A 26,059-nucleotide genomic window follows, 5' to 3' on the forward strand; every position below is an offset into this window, starting at 1 on the left:
TATCTTTCACCAACATAACTCGCTTTATAAATAAATGTTAATCCGTATTCTTTAGTAATTCCAATTACAAAAGTTTACACGAATTTTACGGGATTTTCAAGGATTTATTATCTAATCGTTGTTACCTAAAAGTTGCAAAATAGATAGATAAATATTGATAAAGTCCATATACAACGTCAAAGCAAATAGTGAGCTCACACCTTCGATATCACGATGTGCAATAGTTTCATATCGCTTAACTAATTGATTAGTATCAAAAATAGTATAAAAACTAAATAAAACAAGAATAGCAATATTAAGAATTAAACTTAACCCACTAATTCCAATAAAAAGACTAAAAACAGATAAAATAATTACTCCTATTAACGTGATAAATAGTCCTTTTTGCCAGCTAATTAAATCTTTTTCTCTTGTTAGTCCAAAACGAGAAAGTGCTAAAAACAAGCCACTCGTAACTAGAAATGAAGCCCCTATTGTTCCTAATGAAAAATATGAGAAAATATAGGATAAAAAGAGCCCATTTAAAGCTGCTAAACCGTAGAATAACTTTGTTCCACGTTTATCTTGTCGATTTTGGATTGAACGTTGTACCTGTGTGATTAAAGCAAACATTAAGACCATCACGACGATTGCACCAGTCAATGAACGTGAAAACTTAGCAAAAATACCGGCAAAGGCATAGTTCCCAGCAAAAGCAGTTACTGCCGTGATTAAAACAGCCAAAGCTACTTTTTGGAAAGTTTTATTCAACAGCTGGCGTGTATTATTTGGTTTTGTTTGTTCACGAGAAATAATGTGATCCATAAGCATACCTCCATATTAATTTATTATGTCTTTCATTGTATCAAACTTTGATTTTATTAGCACTTCCCCTTAACACTCTCTTAAGAACTAGATAATCAAAATCTCATTTTTAATTTTAAGTTATCTTTAGTAGAATAGAAGTAATCACAAATTAGAGGAGTTCTTTTGATGGAAGAAATAACAATTGATAGTTTGACTCAAACAATCAAGAAAAGAGAAAGTCATAGTCATAAAGGTAGCTATGGTCGACTATTGCTTATCGGGGGAAACTATAATTACGGTGGTGCCATTACAATGGCCGCTAAAGCAGCAATCTATGCTGGTGCTGGACTTGTTAGTGTAGCTACACATTCTATCAACTTGCCTGCTTTACATGCTAATGTCCCTGAAGCCATGTTTGTAGACTGGCGTGACCAAAACACATTAGTTCAATTAATACAACAAGTTGATGTTGTGGTATTAGGTCCGGGGTTAGGACAAGATGACTATGCCAAAAAACTAATGACACTGGTGAAAGAATCAATCTCACACAATCAAACAATTGTTTTAGACGCTGATGCATTAAACAATATTGCTAAAAATACGTCGCTTACTCCCCGCAATGCCAAAAAAATCATCATGACTCCTCATCAAGTTGAATGGCAACGATTAACGGGACTAAAAGTTCAATTTCAAGATGAAAAATCCAATCAAACCTACTTACAGTACATTGCTAAAAATTTAACAGTTGTTTTAAAGTCTGAAAAAACTGCTATTTTTGAACGTGAACATGAACCGCATTTTATTGATATTGGGACTCCTGCTATGGCAACAGGTGGCATGGGAGACACACTTTCGGGTATCATTGGCGCTTTCGTAGGACAATTTGGTGAAACAGCCGAAACGGTCTATGCAGCTGTTTATCTACATAGTTTTATTGCCAACCACTTAAGTCGCTCAAACTACGTTGTCTTACCTTCAAAACTGATTGAGGAAATCCCTCATTTTATGAGTCGCTATAGCCAAAAATAAAAGAGCTAATGATTTAGCTCTTTTTTTATTGCTCAATATCTAAAATCGTATCAAAAACTTGTTAAGGTTAATGAATCAACATTAGTATAGTTAACATCAATTGTTAGCTTTACAACATCTGATTCGCGTTTATCAGCTAAAACCGTATCAAAGGTCGCATAGCCTTGCGTAACCGTTTTTAATTTTCCAAAGAAATTGAATGCTATTTCAGCAATTGGGAATTCATAATGAAGTGTCACAAGTTGGTCATCATTATCTAAACTCACTAATAGCCCCCTGTAGTGGTTACTCAAATCAATCACTTTATTGAGATAAACTTGTGGCACTGTAATTTGAGCTTTTTCAAAAGGCTCTTTTACGACTTTAATTTTTGAAAAATCTGGAAACTTAGCTGGATTATTAATATTTTGAATGGCACCATCCTTCAACTGAACTTCATAATTAACATTAGAGGCCGTTGTAATCACTGAAATATTAAAATCTTGACTAAGTCGTTCTCGAATGATTTGCAAATGAAACAAGCCTAAAAATCCACAATGAAATCCTGCTCCCAATGCTTCAGATACAATTTCAGTATATTGTAGTGAGGAATCTGTCAGCACCATTTTTTCCATTGCTAATTTAAGTTCTTGATAATCAGAATTATTAGGATAAATACCTGCAAAAACCACTGGTGTTATAGGTTTATAACCTGGTACAGGTATTGGCGTTTTATTTTGAGTAGACGTGATTGTATTCCCTACTCGTAGTCCTTGAGGAGCTTTGATTCCTGTTGCGACATAACCAATTTCACCAGTCTTCAATACTTTAACTGGCTTTAGTATCGGTGTAAAATTCGCCACTTCTTTTGCCTTAAACGACTTTTGTTGTGCCATTAAAGTTAAAGACTCTTGTGCCGATACTTGTCCATCTATTACTCGAATATGAGCAATAATTCCTTGGTACTGATCATATTGAGAGTCAAATACCAACGCTTTCAATGGTTTATTTTCTCCTGAGTCAATTGGTGCAGGTAGCTGAGTAACAATCGCTTCTAATAACTCAGTGACATTCAATCCACTTTTTGCAGAAATCTTTAAAATAGTATGATAATGAAATCAAAAGAAGCGAGAGCCTCACAAGGCTCTCGCTTCTTTATCTTGTTTTAAGTAATCGTAACTCATTCTCAGTTAATGCTCGATAGTCACCTGGATTAAGTTGCTCATCTAATTGAAGTTGTCCAATTTGTAAGCGATGTAAGGTTAGTACTGGTTTTCCAATTTGTTGAAACATGCGCTTAACCTGATGGTACTTTCCTTCATGAATCGTCACTTCAATTACTGATTGGTTTTGTGGTAATAAGTCAACTGTTTTCACAGTAGCAGGTTTTGCTGTGAAATCTTTGAATTGCATCCCCTGACCAAATAACTCAACATCATCTGATGTCATCTGACCCGCAATCTTAGCTTGATAAATTTTAGGCACTTTCTTGTTAGGATGAATAATTTCATGAACAAACTGACCATCATCAGTCACAATCAGTAATCCTGTCGTGTCCTTATCTAATCTACCCGCCGCCACTAACTTCTCAAAGTGAACTTCATTTTGAAAATATTGTAAAAAAGTTGAGTGCTGAGCATCTTGAGTTGCAGTTATAACCCCAGCTGGTTTGTTAAACATGAAGTAACGCTCAGTCAATGCGTCTATTACCTGATCGTTAACCCTAACAACATCATCATCTTTTAATTTCTCATTAGCTGATTTAACAACTTGATCGTTAACTTTCACTTGTTTTTGCTTAATTAATTTTTTAACTTCAGCTCGTGTTCCAACACCACTATTAGCTAAAAATCGATCTAAACGTATCATGATATATGCAATCTTCTCCTAATACCTTGTACTTTTGACCCAATAATACGGTCAGCTAATCTTGTCTTCAATACTAAGTACCCATAAACACCGGCACCAACTAACACACTAACCACAAAGATAAAGAGATATCCCAATTTACCATCTGGCTGCATTATCGCAGTTAATAGCCATTCAATCAATTTTGTTGGAATGAACATAAAAACTGAAAACAAAACAATTCCTGCCAAGCGTCTTGCTGTTCGTTGGCCACTGTAGTGAAATCTAACTTTTAAATGATGTAACATCAACCAAGAAGTGATGCTCATTCCGATTCCTGTTGCGACTAACGGCCCATAAATTTTGAAAAGCGCAATCATAGGGTACTGTAAAGCTAATTTAATCACAATTCCAACGACTAAATATAAAATAGCCAGTCTACTTCTAGATAATCCTTGTAAGACTGCCGCTAAAATGGTAAATAGCCCCAAAGCAATAGCCACAAATGATGATAAGTATAAAACACTAATACCTAAAGCATCATAATTATAAAAAATACTATATAAAGATGTCGAAACAGCAGCCATCCCAAAACTACTTGGAATCATCACAAATAAAAATAGCTCTAATGTATCTCCGATGTGAGCGGTAATTTCTTGGAAATTTCGTCTAGCATGTGCTCCTGAAAGTAGCGGAATAGCTGTCACAGCCATTGCAGTTGCTAGTGAAATTGTAATCATAATCAACTTGTTAGCGTTTAATCCAAATAACGCATACCAACTATCCAGTTGATCAGTTGAGGCCTGCACAATTGTTGCCATAAATTGGTTAAATGTATATTGGTCAATCAACTGGAATAATGTAATTCCTGAGTCAATAATAATAAATGGAACTGATTGACGAACTATTTCAGCAAATAATTTACCCGTTGAAATAGTCATTGCGTTGTGGCTGTTAAGCACTAGATAATCCATCTGAGATTTCTTTTTGTAATAGTAAAAAACAAGTAACAGTAGTCCCGCCAGTGCTCCAACTGCTGCAGCAAATGTTGAATGTGTTACAGCTAGCACATAATCGCCGTTATCATGTAATTTCATGATAATATAAGTCGCTGCAAGCATATAAATTACTCGAAATAGCTGCTCAACAAACTGCGATAAAGCAGCAGGTGCCATATCATTATAACCTTGGAAATAGCCTCGTATTAAACTCATAACGGGAATAAGTAACAGTGCTGCTGAAAGACTCTGCATCACTTGAATTTGGCGCGGATCATCTCCTGCTAAAATAGGCGAGAAAAAATACATGGCAATAGTTGAGATAATACCTAATCCCAACATTAACACAATTCCTCGATGGAATAACTTTCGCCCGACACCATACTCATTTAAAGCATTATAATGCGCAACTTGTTTAGCAATTGCTCCAGGGATTCCAGCAGTTGAAATAATAATAAATAGACTATAAATATTATAACTTCTAGCCGTCAAAGCATTGGCAATGTTCCCATGACTACCCATCCACGCAAACCAAGGAATAATATAAAGTGCACCTAGAATACGTGAAAAGATAGAACCCATCGTCATCCAAGCAGAACCTTTTAACAGTGTGTTTTTTGACGTGGTTTGATTTTGATTATTTTCTTGCATATATTGATTCCTTACTTAAAGATAATTTAATCTATCTCTATAATATCAAAAAGCACTTTATAAAAAGTGCTTTTTGCTTAATTTATATAAAATTTTAAACCACAATGTTCACAATTTTTTGTGGTACCACAATCATTTTGCGAATTTCTTTTGAACCAATTTGAGCTTGGATAGTTTCATCAGCAAGTGCTTGTTTTTCGATAGCTTCTTTTGAAGCTTCAACTGATACCATCATCTTGCTCTTCAACTTACCGTTAATTTGAATAATCATTTCAACAGTATCTTCTACTAGTTTAGATTCATCAAATGTTGGCCATGGTTCATAACTAATACTATCATTATGACCTAGAACTTGCCAAATTTCTTCCATCATGTGTGGGGCAATTGGGGCAAGTAATTTAACAAATCCTTCAGCCATTTCACGGTTAAGTGCTTTTGCTTTATTAGCTTCATTAACGAATACCATCATTTGAGAAATTGCAGTATTAAAGTGAAGCGCTTCGAAATCTTCTGTAACTTTCTTCACAGTTTGGTGATAGATTTTATCTAAATCTTCTGTTGGTGCATCTACAATTTTTTCAGAAAGTTCATGTGTTTCTTCGTTAACAATCAAACGCCATACACGATCTAAGAAGCGACGTGTTGAGTTTGGTCCGTCAGCTGCCCAACTGGTTGAAGCATCTAAAGGTCCCATAAACAATTCGTACATTCTTAAAGCATCTGCCCCATATTCTTGAACGACATCATCAGGGTTTACACCATTTCCTTTTGATTTAGACATTTTTTCGTGGTTAGCACCCAAAATCAATCCTTGGTTAAATAATTTTTGGAATGGTTCTGGAGTTGGGACAACACCGATATCGTATAAGAATTTATGCCAGAATCTTGCATATAGTAAGTGAAGAACGGCATGTTCTGCCCCACCAATATATAAATCAACTGGTAACCATTGTTTTAATTTATCGTAATCAGCTAATTTTTCATCATTTTGTGGATCAATGTATCTCAAGTAGTACCATGAACTACCAGCCCATTGTGGCATTGTATTTGTTTCACGACGACCTTTACGACCGTTTTCATCAACCACGTTTAACCAGTCTTCAATACGTGCAAGTGGTGATTCTCCTGTTCCAGATGGTTTAATATCTGATGTTTTAGGAAGTGTTAATGGTAATTCTTCTTCAGGTACTAGAGTTGTTTCGCCATCTTCCCAGTGAATAACAGGAATAGGTTCACCCCAGTAACGTTGACGTGAAAATGTCCAGTCACGTAATTTGTAGTTAACTTTGCGTTCACCAGCTTGGTTTTCTTCTAACCAGTCAATCATTTTTTCAATAGCTTCAGATTTGTTCATACCGTTTAAGAAATCTGAGTTAACATGTGTCCCGTCTTCAGTATAAGCAGCTTGTGTCACATCGCCACCTTCAACAACTTCTCTAATAGGCAAATCAAATTTCTGAGCAAATTCAAAGTCACGTTCATCGTGAGCTGGAACAGCCATTACTGCACCTGTTCCGTAACTAACTAAAACATAATCAGCAATCCAAATAGGTAATTTGTCGCCGTTTACTGGATTAATCGCATAAGAACCTGTAAATACCCCTGTTTTTTCTGGGTTTAAATCTGTTCGATCTAAGTTACTCTTTAATGCTGTTTTTTCAACATATTCATCAACAGCAGCTTTTTGTTCAGAAGTTGTAATTTGTTCAACTAATTTATGTTCAGGTGCTAATACGACGTAACTTGCACCAAACAATGTATCAGGTCTAGTTGTGAAAACGCTGAAATCTTTATCAGTTTCATCAATGTTAAATTTGATTTGTGCACCCGTTGATTTACCAATCCAGTTACGTTGCATTTCTTTAATGTTTTCTGGCCAATCAACTAAGTCTAAATCTTCTAGTAAACGTTCAGCATACGCTGTAATTCTTAGCATCCATTGACGCATTGGCTTACGATAAACCGGGAAACCACCACGTTCAGTTTTACCATCAATAACTTCTTCGTTGGCAACAACTGTTCCTAAATCTGGACTCCAGTTAACCGCAACTTCATCTTCATATGCCAAGCCTTTTTTGTAAAGTTGTTCAAAAATCCATTGTGTCCATTTGTAGTATTTTGGATCAGTTGTTTTAACTTCACGGTCCCAGTCATATGAGAAACCTAATGAGTTAATTTGTTTTCTAAAGCGTTCAATATTTTCATCTGTAAATTCTGCTGGATCATGTCCTGTATCTAACGCATATTGTTCAGCAGGTAATCCAAACGCGTCCCATCCCATTGGATGTAAAACGTTGTATCCTTGAGCACGTTTCATTCTTGAAACAACATCGGTTGCTGTGTAACCTTCAGGGTGTCCAACGTGAAGTCCTTTAGCTGAAGGATATGGAAACATATCTAAAGCATAGAAGTTATCTTTTGATGAATCGGTTGTTGTTTTAAACGTTTTATTTTTTTGCCAGTAATCTTGCCATTTTTTTTCAATATTTAGATGTTCATAACTCATATTTTGTTCCTCCTAATAAAAAAGTCCTATGATAAATAATCATAGGACGAGTTAATTTCGCGGTACCACCTAAGTTTTGCACTTTTTTACAGTGCAACACCTCAATGTCGTTAACGCTGACTAGACGTGCAAATCAAGAACAATCAGTAAGTTCATTATGGTAACAATATGCTCGCATCACCCGCATACTTTCTGTACAGTTACTAAAATAATTACTACTCTGAAATAATTTGCGATATAATAATTATACTTTATCACATCGTAAAAAAAATACAAGGAGTCATTTATGATTTTTAATCCAAAACTTTTTAAAAATCGCTGGTTCTACTTAGGCACTGCTAGTTTAATTAGTTTTATTATCTGGTTAGCCTTGGTCACAAATCATACGACAATTATTACCCAAACTGATTGCTTATTTACACACTTACTACAAAATAATTTTACAATGCATTATCAAAAGCTGGCGATTAGTATTACTTTATTAGGCAATCCTCTCCCTATGATTTTCTTAAGTGCTATCACTTTTGGATTTTTAGTTTATCGAAAAAAATATCAATTAGGGCTGCTGATGGCAGGTTCTGGTCTTATCATTTTATTCAGCAATTTAATTTTAAAAAGTTGGATTGCTCGTCCAAGACCTGACACCTTACACTTGGTTAATGCCAGCGGCTTTTCTTTTCCAAGTGGGCATGCCATGAACAGTTTGTTTTTATTTGGTGTCTTTTATCTGATTTATAAACCTTATATTCCACAAAAATTTCAATCACTATTTAAATTTTTTTGTATCTGTATACCACTGCTTATAGGTTTTAGTCGTGTAACTGTAGGTGTTCACTACCCCTCAGATGTGATTGGCGGCTTTTTATTAGCTATTGTCGGCATCACACTTTTTTATATCTTTATTACCAATAAAAAAACGCTCTCTTAAATTAAGAGAGCGTTTTTATTTAGATATTAGCTTTTAATTGATCAACTTTATCTGTTCTTTCCCATGGAAAATCTTGATCAGGACGACCAAAATGACCATAAGCTGCTGTTTTTTGATAAATTGGTTTTTTCAAATCAAGCATTTTGATAATACCAGCAGGACGTAAGTCAAATACCTTACGAACAGCTTTTACCAATTGCTCATTTGAATAGTCACTTGTACCGTAAGTATCAACCATAATACTTACAGGTTGTGCCACACCAATAGCATAGGCTAATTGCACTTCACACTTTGTTGCTAAACCTGAAGCTACAATATTTTTGGCAATATAACGGGCTGCATAGCTGGCAGAACGGTCAACTTTTGTAGCATCTTTACCAGAAAAGGCACCTCCACCATGACGAGCGTATCCGCCATAAGTATCCACAATTATTTTACGGCCAGTTAAGCCCGCATCTCCTTTGGGACCGCCTAAAACAAAACGACCGCTAGGGTTAATAATGTATTTGGTATCTTCATCTAAGTAATTTGCTGGAATGACTTCTGCTACAACTTTCATCATTTCAGATTTGATTTCATCGTTTGAAACCGCTTCACTATGCTGCACACTTAAAACTACTGTATCTACTCGTACAGGCTTGTTATCTGTATCATACTCAACCGTTACTTGAGCTTTAGCATCTGGTCTTAAGAAAGATAGCTCTTTTGTTTTTCTTTTTTGAGAAATTGTTCGCATTAATTGGTGAGCTAATGAAATAGGTAACGGCATCAATTCTGGTGTTTCATCAACCGCAAACCCAAACATTAACCCTTGGTCACCTGCACCAATTTGATCAAATTCATCTTTATCCGCTTTATTTTCACGAACTTCTAAAGAATCATTCACACCACCAGCAATATCTGGTGATTGTTCATCAATATTAATTAAAACTGCACAATTTTCGCCGTCAAAACCAAGGCTTGGGTCATTATACCCAATTTCTTTGATTTTGTTACGCACAACGCTTTGAATATCAACATAAGCGGTTGTACTAATTTCACCAACTACTAAAACCAGACCAGTTGTGACTGTGGTTTCACAAGCCACTCTAGCGTTTTCATCTTGTTCTAGCAAAGCATCCAAAATAGCATCAGAAATTTGATCAGCTACTTTATCTGGATGTCCTTCAGAAACAGACTCAGATGTAAATAAATATTTTTCCATTTTTATTTCCCCCTTCGATTCGGTTACAAGGCATATCTAGCTAATACTAGATCCTATCGGGAACACAAGTAAGAATCAACAGTAATTAAAATTTGTTATAAAAAAAGACCAGCTTATAGCTGATCTTTTTTACGGTCCCAACCGGATTTGAACCGGTGATCTCCTGCGTGACAGGCAGGCGTGATAACCCCTACACCATGGGACCTGAGTTATGGAGGATACAGGGATCGAACCTGTGACCCCCTGCTTGTAAGGCAGATGCTCTCCCAGCTGAGCTAATCCTCCGAAAGTGACCCGTACGGGATTTGAACCCATGATACCGCCGTGAAAGGGCGGTGTCTTAACCACTTGACCAACGGGCCATATTAAAATTTATAATTACGGAGAGTAAGGGATTCGAACCCTTGATACGAGGAAATCCCGTATACATGATTTCCAATCATGCTCCTTCGGCCAGCTCGGACAACTCTCCACAATAACTCCGGTTGTCAGACTCGAACTGACGACAGCTTGATTAACAGTCAAGTGCTCTACCAACTGAGCTAAACCGGAATAAAAAAAAGCGTGGCAGCTTCCTATCCTCGCAGGTAGTTACCCACCAACTACTTTCGGCGTTAAGAAGCTTAACTTCTGTGTTCGGCATGAGAACAGGTGTAACCTTCTTGCTATCGCCACCACACTTTTATTTACCTTGAGTGTTGAACACTCAAAACTGAATATGATTTATTTTCCAAAAACCCACCGCTTAACTTGGTTAAGTCCTCGACTGATTAGTACTAATCCGCTCCATATATCGCTATACTTCCACTCTTAGCCTATCGACCTCATCATCTCTGAGGTGTCTTACTTCCTTAAAGGAATGGGAAATCTCATCTTAAGGGGGGCTTCGCACTTAGATGCTTTCAGCGCTTATCCCGTCCATACATAGCTACCCAGCGATGCCCTTGGCAGAACAACTGGTACACCAGCGGTATGTCCATCCCGGTCCTCTCGTACTAAGGACAGCTCCTCTCAAATTTCCAACGCCCGCGACGGATAGGGACCGAACTGTCTCACGACGTTCTGAACCCAGCTCGCGTGCCGCTTTAATGGGCGAACAGCCCAACCCTTGGGACCGACTACAGCCCCAGGATGCGACGAGCCGACATCGAGGTGCCAAACCTCCCCGTCGATGTGAACTCTTGGGGGAGATAAGCCTGTTATCCCCAGGGTAGCTTTTATCCGTTGAGTGATGGCCCTTCCATGCGGTACCACCAGATCACTAAGCCCGACTTTCGTCCCTGCTCGACTTGTAGGTCTCGCAGTCAAGCTCCCTTATACCTTTACACTCTGCGAATGATTTCCAACCATTCTGAGGGAACCTTTCGGCGCCTCCGTTACACTTTAGGAGGCGACCGCCCCAGTCAAACTGCCCACCTGACACTGTCCTCTGACAAGATAATTGTCAAAAGTTAGAGGATTCATAAAACAAGGGTAGTATCCCAACAATGTCTCCATGAAAACTAGCGTTCTCACTTCCTCGACTCCTACCTATCCTGTACATGTTTCACAAATACTCAATATCAAGCTACAGTAAAGCTCCATGGGGTCTTTCCGTCCTGTCGCGGGTAACCAGCATCTTCACTGGTAATATAATTTCACCGAGTCTCTCGTTGAGACAGTGCCCAAATCATTGCGCCTTTCGTGCGGGTCGGAACTTACCCGACAAGGAATTTCGCTACCTTAGGACCGTTATAGTTACGGCCGCCGTTTACTGGGGCTTCAATTCAAACCTTCGCTTACGCTAAGCTCTCCTCTTAACCTTCCAGCACCGGGCAGGCGTCAGCCCCTATACGTCATCTTTCGATTTAGCAGAGACCTGTGTTTTTGATAAACAGTTGTTTGGGCCTATTCACTGCGGCTGATTTAAAATCAGCACCCCTTCTCCCGAAGTTACGGGGTCATTTTGCCGAGTTCCTTAACGAGAGTTCACTCGCTCACCTTAGGATTCTCTCCTCGACTACCTGTGTCGGTTTGCGGTACGGGTACAATACATCTAACTAGAAGCTTTTCTCGGCAGTGTGACATCAACGACTTCGCTACTTTAATTTCGCTCCCCATCACAACTCATCCGTATAATTATAAGCATTTGACTCATAATAAAACTTGTTGCTTGGACGTGCTCTTCCATTCGCACATTCGTTTAGCCTGCTGCGTCCCTCCATTGTTCAAACAATGCATCATAGTACAGGAATATCAACCTGTTTTCCATCGATTACGCCTTTCGGCCTCATCTTAGGTCCCGACTAACCCTGGGAGGACGAGCCTTCCCCAGGAAACCTTAGTCTTTCGGCGGATAGGATTCTCACCTATCTTTCGCTACTCATACCGGCATTCTCACTTCTAAGCGCTCCAGCAGTCCTTACGATCTACCTTCTTCGCCCTTAGAACGCTCTCCTACCACGTGTTATAAATAACACATCCACAGTTTCGGTATTATGCTTAGCCCCGGTACATTTTCGGCGCAGCGTCACTCGACTAGTGAGCTATTACGCACTCTTTAAATGAATGGCTGCTTCTAAGCCAACATCCTAGTTGTCTACGCAATGCCACATCCTTTTCCACTTAGCATAAATTTTGGGACCTTAACTGGTGATCTGGGCTGTTTCCCTTTCGACTACGGATCTTATCACTCATAGTCTGACTCCTGGATATAGATCAATGGCATTCGGAGTTTATCTGAATTCAGTAACCCTTGACGGGCCCCTAGTCCAAACAGTGCTCTACCTCCACGATCCTTTACTCCAAGGCTAGCCCTAAAGCTATTTCGGAGAGAACCAGCTATCTCCAAGTTCGTTTGGAATTTCACCGCTATCCACACCTCATCCCCGCACTTTTCAACGTACGTGGGTTCGGTCCTCCAATGCATTTTACTGCATCTTCAACCTGGACATGGATAGGTCACTTGGTTTCGGGTCTACATCATGATACTTATTCGCCCTATTCAGACTCGCTTTCGCTTCGGCTCCGTCTCTTCAACTTAACCTTGCATCATAACGTAACTCGCCGGTTCATTCTACAAAAGGCACGCCATCACCCATTAACGGGCTTTGACTACTTGTAGGCACATGGTTTCAGGATCTATTTCACTCCCCTCCCGGGGTGCTTTTCACCTTTCCCTCACGGTACTGGTTCGCTATCGGTCACTAGGGAGTATTTAGCCTTGGGAGATGGTCCTCCCGGATTCCGACTGGATTTCTCGTGTCCAGCCGTACTCAGGATACTACTTTGGTATAAACAAGATTTCAAATACAGGGCTGTCACCTTCTTTGGCTGAGCTTCCCAACTCATTCTTCTATCTTATTTAAGTCCGTTATTGTAGTCCTACAACCCCAAGAAGCAAGCTTCTTGGTTTGGGCTTCTTCCGTTTCGCTCGCCGCTACTCAGGAAATCGATTTTTCTTTCTCTTCCTGCAGGTACTGAGATGTTTCAGTTCCCCGCGTCTTCCTCCTGCATGCTATGTATTCACATACAGATACTAAGATTACTCTTAGTGGGTTCCCCCATTCGGATATCTCTGGATCAAAGCTTACTTACAACTCCCCAAAGCATTTCGGTGTTTGTCCCGTCCTTCATCGGCTCCTAGTGCCAAGGCATCCACCATGCGCCCTTTATCACTTAACCTGTGATTTCTCTTTAATTTACTCTTAAAAACGCGGTGTTTGATTATCTTTCCGATAACCTCGGCTTTTGGTTCTTAAATCATATTCAGTTTTCAATGTTCAACGTTTGAGAGTAAACCTCTCAAAACTAAACAAAGTTTCAAATGTGTGTTTCCGTATATCCTTAGAAAGGAGGTGATCCAGCCGCAGGTTCTCCTACGGCTACCTTGTTACGACTTCACCCTAATCATTTGTCCCACCTTAGACGGTTGGCTCCAAAAGGTTACCTCACCGGCTTCGGGTGTTACAAACTCTCATGGTGTGACGGGCGGTGTGTACAAGGCCCGGGAACGTATTCACCGCAGCATGCTGATCTGCGATTACTAGCGATTCCAGCTTCATGCAGGCGAGTTGCAGCCTGCAATCCGAACTGAGGATGGTTTTAGGAGATTAGCTAAACCTCGCGGTATCGCTGCTCGTTGTACCATCCATTGTAGCACGTGTGTAGCCCAGGTCATAAGGGGCATGATGATTTGACGTCATCCCCACCTTCCTCCGGTTTGTCACCGGCAGTCTCACTAGAGTGCCCAACTTAATGCTGGCAACTAGTAATAAGGGTTGCGCTCGTTGCGGGACTTAACCCAACATCTCACGACACGAGCTGACGACAACCATGCACCACCTGTCATTTTGTCCCCGAAGGGAAAACCTAATCTCTTAGGTGGTCAAAAGATGTCAAGACCTGGTAAGGTTCTTCGCGTTGCATCGAATTAAACCACATGCTCCACCGCTTGTGCGGGCCCCCGTCAATTCCTTTGAGTTTCAACCTTGCGGTCGTACTCCCCAGGCGGAGTGCTTAATGCGTTAGCTGCAGCACTGAAGGGCGGAAACCCTCCAACACTTAGCACTCATCGTTTACGGCGTGGACTACCAGGGTATCTAATCCTGTTTGCTACCCACGCTTTCGAGCCTCAGCGTCAGTTACAGACCAGAGAGTCGCCTTCGCCACTGGTGTTCTTCCATATATCTACGCATTTCACCGCTACACATGGAGTTCCACTCTCCTCTTCTGCACTCAAGCTAATCAGTTTCTAATGCACTTCTCCGGTTAAGCCGAAGGCTTTCACATCAGACTTAATTAGCCGCCTGCGCTCGCTTTACGCCCAATAAATCCGGACAACGCTTGCCACCTACGTATTACCGCGGCTGCTGGCACGTAGTTAGCCGTGGCTTTCTGGTTAGTTACCGTCAAATAATAAACAGTTACTCTTACTATCTTTCTTCTCTAACAACAGAGTTTTACGAGCCGAAACCCTTCTTCACTCACGCGGCGTTGCTCCATCAGACTTTCGTCCATTGTGGAAGATTCCCTACTGCTGCCTCCCGTAGGAGTTTGGGCCGTGTCTCAGTCCCAATGTGGCCGATCACCCTCTCAGGTCGGCTACGTATCATCGCCTTGGTAAGCCATTACCTTACCAACTAGCTAATACGCCGCAGGTCCATCCTAAAGTGATAGCCGAAACCATCTTTCAAATAAGAAACATTCGATTCTTATTGTTATGCGGTATTAGCATCTGTTTCCAAATGTTATCCCCCGCTTTAGGGTAGGTTACCCACGTGTTACTCACCCGTCCGCCACTCGTTTGGATTCTTAGTCAAGTAGTGCAAGCACTACCATCATAAGAGCAAACTCGTTCGACTTGCATGTATTAGGCACGCCGCCAGCGTTCGTCCTGAGCCAGGATCAAACTCTCATTTTAAGATTGTTTGACTTGCTCTTTTTAAAACTTACTAGCGAATTGACTTCGCTCATTGCTTGGGGTTAATTACCCCCACACATTTATGCGAAACTTTGTTCAGTTTTCAAAGGTCTACTTGTTTAACAACTTCTCTATTATATCAAAGCTGTTAATCAGTGTCAAGAAGTTTTTTAAATTATTTTTTTCTTATGAATCAATAACTTATCGCTCAACTTGACGACTTAATTAATATACCATGTTCTCTTTTACTTTGCAACTCTTTTTTTAAATCTTTTTCAAATTTATTTAAGTTGCTTAGCTATCGCTTTTCAACGACAAAGAATATCTTACCAGCTATCAACTAGTTTGACAAGGGTTATTTTGAAAATCTTTTTAAAGCTTGATAAACCCAAGGATTAATCTCTTCTGCAATTGTTGAAAAGCCTAAGTCTACACGGTAATCTGTCCAATAATGCTTACGTTTACGACGTGTAACCTCATTAGCATCTTGTAAAACTCTCACAGATAAGCTAATCTGTCTAGAATACTCATCAATATCAATAATAACGGCTTTTATTCGTTTACCCACTGTAAACGCTTCTTCTAAGTTAGTAACGAAGCCTTGTTTACATTCTGAAATGTGAATGAGTCCTTGCTTATTTTGACCTAAGTCAACAAATACTCCGTAAGGTTGAATCCCGTTCACTTTACCCTCAACAACTTGACCTATTTTAAAATCCATTTGTATAATTCCTTTCTTTACATTAATATAATGACAGATGTAATCTTATATTGAAAGACTAATTTATAAATAAGGTGTGTATATAATGACGAATTACGATGTTGCAATTATCGGTGGCGGACCAGTTGGTATGTTCGCAGCTTCCTTTTCAGCCCTTCACGGTGCTAAGCCTATTATACTAGAAAGTTTAGCTGAAATTGGCGGCCAACCCAAAATGATTTATCCCGAAAAAGATATTACAGATATTGCTGGGTTCAGTAAAGTTTCAGGTGAAGATATAACCAGCCAATTACTCGAACAGGTACAATCTTATGATGTTGCCATCAAAACTAATTTCAAAGTTTCTACTATAGAAGAATCTGAGTTTTATACTTTAAAAAGCGAGCTGGGCGATTTGATTCAAGCCAAATCAATCATCATTGCGACAGGTAACGGGTCATTCAATCCCAAAAAATTGCCTGTTAAAATCTCAAACCCTACTACTATAGAAGAAAAAATCTACTACAGTGTTTCTGAACTCGAAAAGTTTACTAACAAGGCTGTTGCTGTATTTGGTGGAGGCGATTCTGCTATTGATTGGGCAAACATGGTAGCTGAAGTCGCAGATCACGTCTACCTCATCCATAGACGTGATAAATTTAGAGCAATGTCTTACAATGTCGAACAGCTTAAATCAAAAGATAACGTTACGTTTGTGACACCCTTTTTACCAAAAGATGTTGCACTCACTGACACTAATCAACTTGACTTTACACTAAAACAACTCAAAGCCCAAACTGAACCAAAACACCTACTTTGTGATGAGGCTATTGTAAGCTACGGCTTCAATACGACTAATCACCTGCTTTCAGCTATTGATGTTGATACTGAGCGTGGCTTTATTTGCGTTGATGAAACCATGCAAACTAACTTAAAAAACGTGTTTGCCGTTGGTGACAGCATCACTCGTCCAGGTCACCTGCCATTAATTACGCTAGGATTTGGTGAAGCCCAAGTTGCAGTTACAACTTTAATGAAACAACTATTCTCAGATAACAATATGGCTGTTCACTCAACAAGTTTAACTAAACCAGATAACTCAAACAATTAAAAACTGGTATACTAAACTCATACAACTAACAATTTAAGGAGTCTTTTATGCAACTGATTGATTTTATTTTACATATTGACCATCACTTGGTTAATGTTGTGAACAGTCTTGGCATCTATAGCTATGTCATTTTATTCTTGATTATCTTCATCGAAACGGGTCTAGTTATCTTCCCATTCTTACCTGGAGATTCTCTTATCTTTGCTGCTGCAGCCATGTGTGCTAACCCTAAATATTCGCTCAATATTTTTATTTGTTACCTTATCTTTGTTGTCGCAGCCGTTCTTGGCGATAGTTTGAACTATGAAATTGGCCGTTGGTCCAGTCAAAAAAGTGAAAATAGCCGCTTTTTGAACCGGTTAATCAACAAAGACAAACGACTAGCTGCTGAACGTTTCTTTGATAAGCACGGGGGTAAAACCATCCTACTTGCTCGTTTCATTCCTTTTATCAGAACATTTATTCCATTTGTTTCTGGAGCAAGCAAAATGTCTTACCCACACTTCATCTTCTATAATATTATTGGTGGGGTTTTATGGATTTCATTATTCTCAATTCTAGGTTACTTCTTTGGTAACATTCCACAAGTTCAAGATCACTTTTCACTCATCGTGATTGCCATTATCTTGATTTCTATTCTCCCTATCGTATTTATTTACTTTAAAAACAAACTAAAAAAAGCCTAACTCATCGGAGTTGGGCTTTTTTCTTCGTCACAAACCACAATTGTAGCTCATAAATTAGTAATCCAATTGCAAACGTTGCTGCAAAAAAAGATTCTGGTAGCACATTAATAATTGGGTCTGTTGCTGGGTCAAATAACCAGTCTTTATTACTAAATAAGGTTTCATGAAAAATCACAAAAAAAGTATCAAAATTTAAAACGGCAAAAGGTAACACAATCAACGGCATAACCATACCTAAAATCAAAATACTTTTAGATAATAGTTTATCTTTTACGACTAGCCGATAAAATAATCCAAATACAATAAATACACCTAATGCTAATAAAAAGAGTACTTTAACATCAGCAAAGTGCTGTGCTCCGTTAACTGATGTCGGAAAGTCCGACATTTTAAGTACATTTTGAAATGGCCACAGTAAGTACCACATTAATTGTACGTAATTTTCCATAATCGTTTCAGCACTGAAACTTGTGATTTTGGTAATATCTGTTGTTTTCAAGAAAAGATACAATAATGGAAAGCTTAACACAATAGCTGAGACTACTGCCGAAGCTAATGAAAAAATAATCGCATACAGGCTCTTTAGCCAGCTTTTAACAGCCAGCATCTTAGACTTCCCATTCAGCTAAAGAGTTCACAATATGAGTTGGCTTAGCTTCAACTTTTGCAATTTGTTCAGGAGTTGAGACACCGGTATAAACCAAAATAGTGGCTAAATTACTATTAATTCCAGACATGATATCCGTGTTGTAGTTATCTCCAACCACAGCCACTTCTGACTTAGAAAGTCCTAATTGCTTCATAGCTAAATCAACAATAATTTTTTCAGGTTTACCCATCACAACTGGTTTTTGGCCTGTTGCTGTTTCAATCATTTTCAAAATTGTACCCGCACCTGGAATTAAACCTTCGTGACTAGGTAAATTAGTATCAGCATTAGTTCCAATAAATTTGGCACCTTTTGAAATTAATAATGTCGCTGTTTTGACTTTATTATAAGTGAGGTCTTGATCCATTCCAGCAACCACAAAATCTGGTGCAATTGGATCATAAATGCATCCCGAATCCAGCAACGAGCGATAAAGACCAACTTCACCAATAATATATACCCGTGGATTTTTTATTCCTTGGTTATGAATGTACTCAGCTGTTGCCATACTTGGTGTATAAATATGTGTTACATCTGTCTTAACGCCATGTTTAGCTAATTTATCCACGACCATTTGCGGTGTACGAGTTGAATTGTTAGTCAAAAAGATATGCGGAATATTTTTGGCTTGCAGACGTTCCACAAATTCTTTCCCTGCTTCAATCGTTTCATTTCCACGATAAATCGTACCATCTAAATCGATTAAGTATCCTTTGTATGTTTGACTCATAGTCGATCTCTCTTTCTTAATACAAAATTTTTCTGAGGTTGTGTTTTCTTCTTTTTAGTGCGATAAAACTTCGATTGTTTCACTTTAAGCTTTTGTTTTACAATGCCCGTCTTTTCTAGCACAAAGTAACTTGCTCCAGGATTGACGTATTCCATCAAATAATCTTTAATTGTGTTAGCGTATTGATCAAGATGGGCACGCTTTTTCTTACCTACAAAAAATCCTTTAAACCGTAACTTATCATCGGCAATATCGCCTACAATATAATCATACTTTAGCAAAAACGGATCAAAACGTTCCTTTAATAATTCAATATCTAAAGCATCATTATAATTCATGGTAATATCATAAATTGCCTCTTCAATTTTTAGCTTATCTTCTGATTGTCGCTCAACTTTAGCTAATTTATGATATCGCTGTTTAACTTTTTCTTTTTCGTCTTTCAAATTATCACCACTTATTCTTTGATTGGGTAGTTTTGTTTAAGGTAATGAGCCACACTATTTCGCAAAAAGTCTGGGAATAAAAATTCAATTTCACCTGCAATCTCAATTGTTGGGAAAAAGGGAATAAACAAGTAGTGGTCAACAGTCGTCAAAGTGTAGTGCTTGCCTAAATCTAACGGTTGGCCTTTAACATAAACTTGTTTAGTCTCGGGTTGATAGTCAATCCCTAGATATCGGATATTGCCGAATATCTTTCCTCTAAAACCCATTCCGTTCATTGGATAACGTGATAAAAACAATCGGATTTTTTCCATTTCACGAATGAGACGCCATAAATTATACCCGCTTAAAGTCACACGAATCAAGTGCATAGGATGTGGCATCGATTGATGCAACTCATCATAAGTTAATCGTCCAGGTTCAAGTGGCGTAACTGCTAACCCACTATTTAAAATAGCAAGGTCAGTTTTAGCTTGTTTAGCAACGCTTTTTAATAAGACTTCGTTAGTGACTTCAACATCCTCAAACGTATCTGGTAAATCTGCCACTAGTTCTTCTTGTAGTTTGGTATGACCTTGTGTTAACCAACTGTCTATTTGAGCTTCATCACCAGATTCTTCAGGAAGACTCGATGTTGGTGTCGTATAGGCTGTCACTTTGTCTAACTTGCCATCGTCATTAAAAGTCAAAGTTACATTGCCGATATTTTGACCATACTTACCTGCTGCTGCAAGCATCGTTTGATTAACTTGTTCACCTTCAGGAAGTAGATGATGCGTATGTGACCCTAAAATCAAATCTAAATCAGGATAATCTTGTGCTAGTCTACGATCTGTCGGCAACCCCAAATGGCTCAACAAAATAATTGCCGAAACATCTTGAGTTTTTAACTCAGCAATCACACCTGCTAAAACCTCATCTACTTCTTTAATCTCCCAACCATTAGGATTATAGGTTAATGGATAGCAAGCTGTCATCCCGATAACACCGATTTTGTGCTGTTGCTTAGTCTCAATAATTTTGTAAGGCTGTGCAAATTTTGGTCGTTGTCTATCTTTTTGATAGAGATTATCTAAGATAACATCAAATTGGGCGTGGTCAAACAAATGCTGCAGTTGCTCATGACTATTACCGATTCCCTCATTATTCCCAATCGTTACAGCATCATATCCCGCTTGATTCATCAAATCAATATTAATTTGACCATCAGTTGCTTCAGTTAAGGGATGCCATCTGTCCATAAAGTCCCCGATATCAAATAACAGTAAATCGGGATTTTTTGCTCTAGCTTCAGCGATATACCTCGATAGTTTAGGCCACTCTTCAAAATGAGAATGCAAATCATTTGTATGTAATATGTTAATTGTTTCCAAAATTTGTCACACCTTTCATTAATTAATATTATTTGATCGTAATACTGTCTCAAAGGCCTCCTTAATTTTACCTTCTGGCTTTTGCCATTCTTCAAATTCAGTCAACTCTGGTTCAGGAAATGTATAAGTCTCATTGATATATTGTTCGTAGGTCACCAGACTTGGTGATCTCGGAATATTTAATTGCACAATTCTAACTTCTTTTATCAAGTTTTCAATTGCCGCTTTTTCAGCACGACCATTCATCATGATATTGGCAATTTCGTAATACTTTGAACCATCATTACGTGTGATTTGTTCTATTAAATCAAAATATTGATAATCTTGCATGATATTCTCTTCCTAATTAGGTTTTCTTTTAACTTTTTTAATCAACTCTAGTTTATCATAATTTATTTTTAATACACTAGATAGCCCCCGCAATCATTTTTATAAATTTACCATTAGATTTGTGTTAAACTATCCTTAACACCTTAAAGGAGGAATACCTAATATGACTTTAAATTACAAAGAATTAGCTAAAAAATACGAAGCTGATTTACTTGAAGACTTAAAAAACTTAGTCGCTATTGATAGTTCAAGAGATGTTGAACACAAAACTGATGAATTCCCTCTAGGACCTGGTCCTGCTAAAGGATTACAACAATACCTAGATTACGCTAAACGTGATGGCTTTACTTTCAAAAACGTTGATAACTTAGCTGGACGTGTTGAATACGGTGAAGCAACTGAAGATGATGTTTTAGGAATTATTGCCCATGCTGACGTTGTGCCTGCTGGTGATGGTTGGGATACTGAACCTTTCACAATGGTTGAAAAAGATGGCAAACTTTACGGTCGTGGAACAGCTGATGACAAAGGACCTGGTCTTGCTGCTTACTACGCTTTAAAAATCTTAAAAGATGAAGGCGTTAAGTTATCAAAACCTGTTCACTTTATTATCGGAACTGATGAAGAAAGTAACTGGGAAGGGTTAACTCACTACCTTAAATCAGAAAGACGTCCTGATATTGTCTTTTCTCCTGATGCAGAATTCCCAATCATCAATGGTGAAAAAGGAATTGCAACCTTCATCGTTGATTTCAAAAACAACACGCAAGATGGCGATGTAAAACTCGTTTCTTTTGCAGCTGGTCAACGTACAAACATGGTGCCTCATACTGCTTATGCTACTGTTAGTGGACTTGACTTTGCAAAAGTTGAATCTGACTTTGCTGAATTCTTAAAAGCTAACCAATTAACTGGGGATGCAACAGAAGAAAACGGTCAAATTAACTTCACTCTAACAGGTAAAGGTGCTCACGGTTCAGAACCTGAATTAGGTCGTAACGCTGCTACTTACTTAGCACAATTCTTAGTTAACTTTGACTTCTCAGGTCAAGCTAAACACTACCTAGAATTCGCTGCTAATACTTTACATGAAGACTTCAAAGGTGAAAAAGCTGGAATTGCTCACCATGATGACCTAATGGGTGATGCTTCTTCTTCTCCTAACATCTTTGCTTTCAATGAAGATAACCAAACAATTGCGATTAATGTTCGTTACCCACAAGGAACTAGCGACGATAAAATCACTGCTGGTTTACAACAAACTATCGGTGATGCTGCAACTGTTTTTGTTGATGGTCACGCTCAAGAACCTCACTACGTTTCAAAAGATAGTGAACTTGTACAGACATTGTTACGTGTTTATGAAAACCAAACAGGTAACAAAGGTCATGAACAAATCATCGGTGGTGGAACTTACGCTCACATTTTCGATAATGGTGTGGCTTTTGGTGCTCAACCAGAAACACAAGAAAATGTCATGCACCAACCTAATGAATACATGCTAAAACAAGCGTTATTCGATGCTGTTGCTATCTACATGGAAGCAATCTACGAATTAGCTAAATAAACTATTGATTTAAAAAGTCTTGGTAACAATCCAAGGCTTTTTTATATTGCCTCAAAAGCATGTTATACTAAAAACTCAATACGCTACTTGGGGGGATTTATTATCACTTTAATTACCACACTCTTTTTTAATTACAAAGTAACTGATAAAAAATTGATTATACAAGGAATCGTAGTACTGGGAATTATTTATATTTTGAATATGTTTACTTTTTCAAGTTTTTACCATCTTTATCCTTTAGCAATCAATGCTATTTTGTCAGGAATCAAAAAGGATTGGGATGATGAGGAAGATGCATTAGACTGTCGTATTTCTGATAAATATTACTTACGTCATCCCTTATTTTTTGTTACTGGGATTTTGACATTTCTTTGGATACCACTTTACTGGTGGCAAGTAGAAAATTTCTATATTCCACATAATGAAAATAATTCCATTACCTATATTTTTTTGATTATCTCTGGGTTTATATCCCTCTATAAGGGAACTGAGTTGATCAAAGACAATTAAGCTACTTTATACATAACTAGGAGGATTATTCTGAAAACAACTTTTAAAACTTTTTTTACGAACTATCAAATAAAAGATAAAAAATATATTATAGCTGGGGTTGCCATCTTATTGGTTTTTGGTATTCTTGACTATTTAACAGCTTATTCTTCAACATTTATCGTGATGTACTGTTTAGGGACATACGCTATCACATCAGGATTAATTAAAAATAAAAGTGACTACTATCAAATTTCAAAAAATTATTATCTTAAAAATCCACTCTTGATTTTACTAGGTGTCATCTTTTTAGTTTTAATACCGCTATATTTACTTTTTGCTTATCAACATCTTCCTTTATTATCTTGGAGAAAGATTCTTGACCTATTATTCCTACTTACTTGGGCAATTTACTGTTTCTTAAGTGCTTTTTCATTCGACAAGAACTAATTTAGGAGGACTTTCATTATGAAAAAAATTTACAACTGGTTATTTGCTAACTATAAGATTACGGATAAACCCGGACTTGTTGCGACCGTTTTCTTAACCCTTGCTATCAGTTACTTTTCAATACAGACGCACGACCTGTTTCTTTGGTCATACCCTATTATCTTATTTTCGCTATCACGATCTATCAAGCGTGATTGGTCTAATCAAAAAGAACGTTATCATTATCGCCTTTCAACAAATTATTACATCTGTGAACCCATTATATTTTGTTTAAGTATCCCCGTCTTACTGACAGGAGTTATTTATTGGCTAATGTTGCCAAACTTTAGCTTATCAACAGTAACTGCGATGATGACAGTCATTAATACTTTAATTTATGGTACTGTTACTTTATTTACCAGTATCAGAAGACTGCAACCAAAAAAATAACCTTGATTATAGATCAAGGTTATTTTTTATTAGTCTAGCTTTTTAACCATCTGCCTCCTAAAAGCAATATAGCCGATCAAACAAGCTCCTAGAAACAACAGACTAAATCCAACTAAATTTGAACCTAGGTTAGTACTTGTAAAAGTGGCAATCGGCATGTAAGGAATGAATTCCCAAATACCAATGACCAAAATCACAAAGAAACTTCCACCAATAAAAATAGCTAGTGCGATTAAAATGGCAGCCACTTCACTATTAAACAATTTGGTTATAGCAAAACTTAGACAACCATATACAAATCCAAAAATACCAAAATTGATAATCGTGGTTATTAAGTAAAGTAACGGATTAATTTCAAGTGTTTGGCTAAAAAACATTAGTGTTTGTGGAACGCCATTCGTACCATCGACAATACTCGCAATAATCGCTAGCACAACCGCTGGTATCAAGTACGCTAGAGCACCTGTTAAGCCAGCTTCTAAAAAAGCTATTTTAAATTTTGTATGTACTCTTTTGGATTCATCTTTTGAACTTAAAAATATAGCTATTGTTGGTACAAGTACAGCTAAATAAGCTAAAGCAGAACTGCTATTGCCATACAGTCCGTCAAAAAATAAAGCATAACTCTTACCAGATAATCTTTGACTCCAGCCAAAAATTATATTAACTAAAATAATCGCAATCAAAAAAAGTTGAACCCCTATAAAATAGTTCGATTGCACTCTTGATTTTAAGTTTTGAATAAGCTCACCCATATGACCTCCTAATTATTGGCTATTTGTTTAGTCACTAATAGTCCATACTTAACCACTTTTAATCTAAATGAGAAAGTGCATAATCGATTTCTGAATCAGTAAACTTCATATTAGTCAAAGTTTCTTTGATTTCATTTTTAGGAGCCTTAGCACGTTGCATTGTTTTGGCTGATCTTAGTGCAATTTTTGAAAAATCAATCTGACTAGCATCTAAGATTCTTGCTATAAAACTCTCATATCCTTTAGTTTGATCAATAACAGATTGTCTTGATTGTTGAATGAAGTTGGGATTATCTTTGTTTTCATTAACTTTTTTTAGGAAAAACCGATAATCGACTTCGTCATCTGTACGACTTTCAGGTAATGGTTCAAGCGTTTGTACTGTCTTTTGCTTTCTGCTATTTTCTGAAATCAATTCAACTGATGAACTCCCAATCCAGGTATTATTGCCAACATTATAGTAAGACTGATTGTCGCCAATTTGTCTTGCAAAAACCTTCCAAGTTGTTCCACGTTTAAAATTACCGCTTTCAGCAGCATCAGCTTTAACTTGAACAATTCCATCCATTTCCTGTTTAGCTGTTTCATTTCCTAAATCAAAATAGTTACTATCAACGTATTCATTATTACCTACCTTATACCATAATTTTTCGATATCCCCTACCATTTCTGACTCTATATCAATGATTTTCCAAGCAGAGTCCGTTGGTAAATAATGTCCCGTAGGCTGAAAATGATGATTACTATCTAATTGCCATGTTGAAACCCCGAAACCTTTGACATAATTAGCTGTCGCTGTTTTATCAAAAATCTCTCTGGCTTGTGTCTCTGAACCTGTTTGCGTAAAACTTAACCCAATAGCTGCAGTTGCTACTGCCAATCCTGAAATAATCGTTGTTTTCTTCATATATGTATCCTCCTTATTTATCCTAGTTGCTAGCGTAACGGATAACCTAAGTAGTTAAAACCTACTACTAACAAGCTTTAATAAAAGTTAACGAACTTTAGAAAAAA

General features: G+C 37.8%; 22 protein-coding genes, 5 tRNA genes, 3 rRNA genes and 1 riboswitch. Of the genes, 8 read left to right on the forward strand and 22 right to left on the reverse strand.

Features of this window, described 5'->3' with window-relative positions; translation table 11 throughout:
- Positions 1-111 precede the first annotated feature (111 nt).
- On the reverse strand, positions 112-804 hold the full coding sequence (locus tag R4Y45_RS05385; protein ID WP_339970047.1) for a Bax inhibitor-1/YccA family protein: 693 nt from the start codon (positions 802-804) through the stop codon (positions 112-114).
- A 168-nt stretch (positions 805-972) separates the two neighbouring features.
- Between R4Y45_RS05385 and R4Y45_RS05390 the strand changes: the two genes are divergently transcribed.
- The gene (locus tag R4Y45_RS05390; RefSeq protein WP_339970049.1) at positions 973-1,815 is read left to right on the forward strand and encodes an NAD(P)H-hydrate dehydratase; all 843 of its coding nucleotides are present in this window, start codon (positions 973-975) and stop codon (positions 1,813-1,815) included.
- Between the two features lie 50 nt (positions 1,816-1,865).
- Here the strand turns inward: R4Y45_RS05390 and R4Y45_RS05395 are convergent, their stop codons facing one another.
- From R4Y45_RS05395 to leuS, 4 genes are all read right to left on the reverse strand, one after another.
- The gene (locus R4Y45_RS05395; RefSeq protein ID WP_339970052.1) at positions 1,866-2,870 is read right to left on the reverse strand and encodes a hypothetical protein; all 1,005 of its coding nucleotides are present in this window, start codon (positions 2,868-2,870) and stop codon (positions 1,866-1,868) included.
- Between the two features lie 79 nt (positions 2,871-2,949).
- Positions 2,950-3,663 carry a pseudouridine synthase gene (locus R4Y45_RS05400; RefSeq protein ID WP_339970054.1) on the reverse strand — a complete coding sequence of 238 codons (714 nt, stop codon included), beginning with the start codon at positions 3,661-3,663 and terminating at the stop codon, positions 2,950-2,952.
- On the reverse strand, positions 3,660-5,291 hold the full coding sequence (locus tag R4Y45_RS05405) for a putative polysaccharide biosynthesis protein (RefSeq protein WP_339970057.1): 1,632 nt from the start codon (positions 5,289-5,291) through the stop codon (positions 3,660-3,662). The genes R4Y45_RS05400 and R4Y45_RS05405 overlap by 4 nt, the downstream gene beginning before the upstream one ends.
- 94 nt (positions 5,292-5,385) lie before the next feature.
- Positions 5,386-7,797, reverse strand: a complete 2,412-nt coding sequence (gene leuS, locus R4Y45_RS05410) for a leucine--tRNA ligase (RefSeq protein ID WP_339970059.1) — start codon at positions 7,795-7,797, stop codon at positions 5,386-5,388.
- A 286-nt stretch (positions 7,798-8,083) separates the two neighbouring features.
- Here leuS and R4Y45_RS05415 point away from each other — a divergent pair, with 286 nt between their 5' ends.
- Positions 8,084-8,725: a phosphatase PAP2 family protein gene (locus tag R4Y45_RS05415; protein ID WP_339970061.1), complete on the forward strand. Its 642-nt coding sequence runs from the start codon at positions 8,084-8,086 to the stop codon at positions 8,723-8,725.
- Positions 8,726-8,744: 19 nt separating this feature from the next.
- On the opposite strand, the gene metK is transcribed toward R4Y45_RS05415, so the two are convergent.
- From metK to R4Y45_RS05465, 10 genes are all read right to left on the reverse strand, one after another.
- A complete protein-coding gene (gene metK / locus R4Y45_RS05420) occupies positions 8,745-9,929 on the reverse strand; it encodes a methionine adenosyltransferase (protein WP_339970063.1) in 1,185 nt (394 codons plus the stop codon).
- Positions 9,927-10,006, reverse strand: a riboswitch (SMK box riboswitch). (Overlaps the previous gene by 3 nt.)
- Positions 10,007-10,061: 55 nt before the next feature.
- Positions 10,062-10,134, reverse strand: a tRNA-Asp gene (locus tag R4Y45_RS05425).
- Positions 10,135-10,141: 7 nt separating this feature from the next.
- Positions 10,142-10,214 (reverse strand) — tRNA-Val (locus R4Y45_RS05430).
- A 5-nt stretch (positions 10,215-10,219) separates the two neighbouring features.
- Positions 10,220-10,291: transfer RNA gene (locus R4Y45_RS05435), tRNA-Glu, on the reverse strand.
- Positions 10,292-10,310: 19 nt separating this feature from the next.
- A tRNA-Ser gene (locus tag R4Y45_RS05440) sits at positions 10,311-10,401 on the reverse strand.
- A 7-nt stretch (positions 10,402-10,408) separates the two neighbouring features.
- Positions 10,409-10,481 (reverse strand) — tRNA-Asn (locus R4Y45_RS05445).
- A 10-nt stretch (positions 10,482-10,491) separates the two neighbouring features.
- Positions 10,492-10,608 (reverse strand): 5S ribosomal RNA (gene rrf, locus R4Y45_RS05450).
- 71 nt (positions 10,609-10,679) lie between these two features.
- Positions 10,680-13,592 (reverse strand): 23S ribosomal RNA (locus tag R4Y45_RS05455).
- Between the two features lie 166 nt (positions 13,593-13,758).
- Positions 13,759-15,330 (reverse strand): 16S ribosomal RNA (locus R4Y45_RS05460).
- Together the 16S, 23S and 5S rRNA genes with 5 tRNA genes alongside form the textbook arrangement of a ribosomal RNA operon.
- Before the next feature lie 355 nt (positions 15,331-15,685).
- Positions 15,686-16,051 carry a CvfD/Ygs/GSP13 family RNA-binding post-transcriptional regulator gene (locus R4Y45_RS05465; RefSeq protein WP_339970066.1) on the reverse strand — a complete coding sequence of 122 codons (366 nt, stop codon included), beginning with the start codon at positions 16,049-16,051 and terminating at the stop codon, positions 15,686-15,688.
- An 85-nt stretch (positions 16,052-16,136) separates the two neighbouring features.
- On the opposite strand from R4Y45_RS05465, the gene R4Y45_RS05470 reads away from it, so the two are divergent.
- Together R4Y45_RS05470 and R4Y45_RS05475 are read left to right on the forward strand one after the other, a co-directional pair.
- Positions 16,137-17,141, forward strand: coding sequence for an NAD(P)/FAD-dependent oxidoreductase (locus tag R4Y45_RS05470; RefSeq protein WP_339970068.1), 1,005 nt, complete (start codon positions 16,137-16,139; stop codon positions 17,139-17,141).
- A gap of 47 nt (positions 17,142-17,188) precedes the next feature.
- Positions 17,189-17,827: a VTT domain-containing protein gene (locus R4Y45_RS05475; protein ID WP_339970070.1), complete on the forward strand. Its 639-nt coding sequence runs from the start codon at positions 17,189-17,191 to the stop codon at positions 17,825-17,827.
- Between the two features lies 1 nt (position 17,828).
- On the opposite strand, the gene R4Y45_RS05480 is transcribed toward R4Y45_RS05475, so the two are convergent.
- From R4Y45_RS05480 to R4Y45_RS05500, 5 genes are read right to left on the reverse strand one after another with little or no spacing between them, the layout of a single operon-like run.
- The gene (locus R4Y45_RS05480) at positions 17,829-18,434 is read right to left on the reverse strand and encodes a TIGR01906 family membrane protein (protein WP_339970072.1); all 606 of its coding nucleotides are present in this window, start codon (positions 18,432-18,434) and stop codon (positions 17,829-17,831) included.
- 1 nt (position 18,435) lies between these two features.
- On the reverse strand, positions 18,436-19,206 hold the full coding sequence (locus tag R4Y45_RS05485; RefSeq protein ID WP_339970074.1) for a TIGR01457 family HAD-type hydrolase: 771 nt from the start codon (positions 19,204-19,206) through the stop codon (positions 18,436-18,438).
- The gene (locus R4Y45_RS05490; RefSeq protein WP_339970076.1) at positions 19,203-19,652 is read right to left on the reverse strand and encodes a YutD-like domain-containing protein; all 450 of its coding nucleotides are present in this window, start codon (positions 19,650-19,652) and stop codon (positions 19,203-19,205) included. Before R4Y45_RS05490 ends, R4Y45_RS05485 begins: the two co-directional genes overlap by 4 nt.
- Positions 19,653-19,663: 11 nt before the next feature.
- The gene (locus tag R4Y45_RS05495) at positions 19,664-21,025 is read right to left on the reverse strand and encodes a bifunctional metallophosphatase/5'-nucleotidase (RefSeq protein WP_339970078.1); all 1,362 of its coding nucleotides are present in this window, start codon (positions 21,023-21,025) and stop codon (positions 19,664-19,666) included.
- Positions 21,026-21,043: 18 nt separating this feature from the next.
- Positions 21,044-21,358, reverse strand: a complete 315-nt coding sequence (locus R4Y45_RS05500; protein WP_339970265.1) for a hypothetical protein — start codon at positions 21,356-21,358, stop codon at positions 21,044-21,046.
- A 160-nt stretch (positions 21,359-21,518) separates the two neighbouring features.
- Between R4Y45_RS05500 and pepV the strand changes: the two genes are divergently transcribed.
- The 4 genes from pepV to R4Y45_RS05520 all read left to right on the forward strand — a co-directional run bounded on the left by pepV (position 21,519) and on the right by R4Y45_RS05520 (position 24,290).
- Positions 21,519-22,922, forward strand: coding sequence for a dipeptidase PepV (pepV, locus tag R4Y45_RS05505; protein WP_339970080.1), 1,404 nt, complete (start codon positions 21,519-21,521; stop codon positions 22,920-22,922).
- A gap of 87 nt (positions 22,923-23,009) precedes the next feature.
- The gene (locus R4Y45_RS05510; RefSeq protein WP_339970082.1) at positions 23,010-23,432 is read left to right on the forward strand and encodes a hypothetical protein; all 423 of its coding nucleotides are present in this window, start codon (positions 23,010-23,012) and stop codon (positions 23,430-23,432) included.
- Positions 23,433-23,543: 111 nt separating this feature from the next.
- Positions 23,544-23,861 carry a hypothetical protein gene (locus tag R4Y45_RS05515; RefSeq protein ID WP_339970084.1) on the forward strand — a complete coding sequence of 106 codons (318 nt, stop codon included), beginning with the start codon at positions 23,544-23,546 and terminating at the stop codon, positions 23,859-23,861.
- A gap of 18 nt (positions 23,862-23,879) precedes the next feature.
- Positions 23,880-24,290, forward strand: coding sequence for a hypothetical protein (locus R4Y45_RS05520; RefSeq protein ID WP_339970086.1), 411 nt, complete (start codon positions 23,880-23,882; stop codon positions 24,288-24,290).
- A 29-nt stretch (positions 24,291-24,319) separates the two neighbouring features.
- Here R4Y45_RS05520 and R4Y45_RS05525 read toward each other — a convergent pair whose 3' ends face one another.
- Both R4Y45_RS05525 and R4Y45_RS05530 read right to left on the reverse strand, forming a co-directional pair.
- Entirely contained in the window at positions 24,320-25,045 is a 726-nt protein-coding gene (locus R4Y45_RS05525; RefSeq protein ID WP_339970088.1) for a hypothetical protein, read from the reverse strand.
- A 58-nt stretch (positions 25,046-25,103) separates the two neighbouring features.
- Entirely contained in the window at positions 25,104-25,952 is an 849-nt protein-coding gene (locus R4Y45_RS05530) for an SLAP domain-containing protein (RefSeq protein WP_339970090.1), read from the reverse strand.
- Positions 25,953-26,059: the final 107 nt, after the last annotated feature.

This window comes from Holzapfeliella saturejae, assembly GCF_037546065.1.
GTDB lineage: Bacteria > Bacillota > Bacilli > Lactobacillales > Lactobacillaceae > Holzapfeliella > Holzapfeliella saturejae.

Bases quoted from the DNA above. Each gene is read 5' to 3' on its own strand.
- R4Y45_RS05530 (WP_339970090.1), bottom strand. From the start codon at position 25,952: ATGAAGAAAACAACGATTATTTCAGGATTGGCAGTAGCAACTGCAGCT.
- R4Y45_RS05475 (WP_339970070.1), top strand. From the start codon at position 17,189: ATGCAACTGATTGATTTTATTTTACATATTGACCATCACTTGGTTAAT.
- R4Y45_RS05520 (WP_339970086.1), top strand. From the start codon at position 23,880: ATGAAAAAAATTTACAACTGGTTATTTGCTAACTATAAGATTACGGAT.
- metK (WP_339970063.1), bottom strand. From the start codon at position 9,929: ATGGAAAAATATTTATTTACATCTGAGTCTGTTTCTGAAGGACATCCA.
- R4Y45_RS05525 (WP_339970088.1), bottom strand. From the start codon at position 25,045: ATGGGTGAGCTTATTCAAAACTTAAAATCAAGAGTGCAATCGAACTAT.
- R4Y45_RS05390 (WP_339970049.1), top strand. From the start codon at position 973: ATGGAAGAAATAACAATTGATAGTTTGACTCAAACAATCAAGAAAAGA.
- R4Y45_RS05400 (WP_339970054.1), bottom strand. From the start codon at position 3,663: ATGATACGTTTAGATCGATTTTTAGCTAATAGTGGTGTTGGAACACGA.
- R4Y45_RS05405 (WP_339970057.1), bottom strand. From the start codon at position 5,291: ATGCAAGAAAATAATCAAAATCAAACCACGTCAAAAAACACACTGTTA.
- pepV (WP_339970080.1), top strand. From the start codon at position 21,519: ATGACTTTAAATTACAAAGAATTAGCTAAAAAATACGAAGCTGATTTA.
- leuS (WP_339970059.1), bottom strand. From the start codon at position 7,797: ATGAGTTATGAACATCTAAATATTGAAAAAAAATGGCAAGATTACTGG.
- R4Y45_RS05415 (WP_339970061.1), top strand. From the start codon at position 8,084: ATGATTTTTAATCCAAAACTTTTTAAAAATCGCTGGTTCTACTTAGGC.
- R4Y45_RS05485 (WP_339970074.1), bottom strand. From the start codon at position 19,206: ATGAGTCAAACATACAAAGGATACTTAATCGATTTAGATGGTACGATT.
- R4Y45_RS05470 (WP_339970068.1), top strand. From the start codon at position 16,137: ATGACGAATTACGATGTTGCAATTATCGGTGGCGGACCAGTTGGTATG.
- R4Y45_RS05385 (WP_339970047.1), bottom strand. From the start codon at position 804: ATGGATCACATTATTTCTCGTGAACAAACAAAACCAAATAATACACGC.
- R4Y45_RS05480 (WP_339970072.1), bottom strand. From the start codon at position 18,434: ATGCTGGCTGTTAAAAGCTGGCTAAAGAGCCTGTATGCGATTATTTTT.
- R4Y45_RS05465 (WP_339970066.1), bottom strand. From the start codon at position 16,051: ATGGATTTTAAAATAGGTCAAGTTGTTGAGGGTAAAGTGAACGGGATT.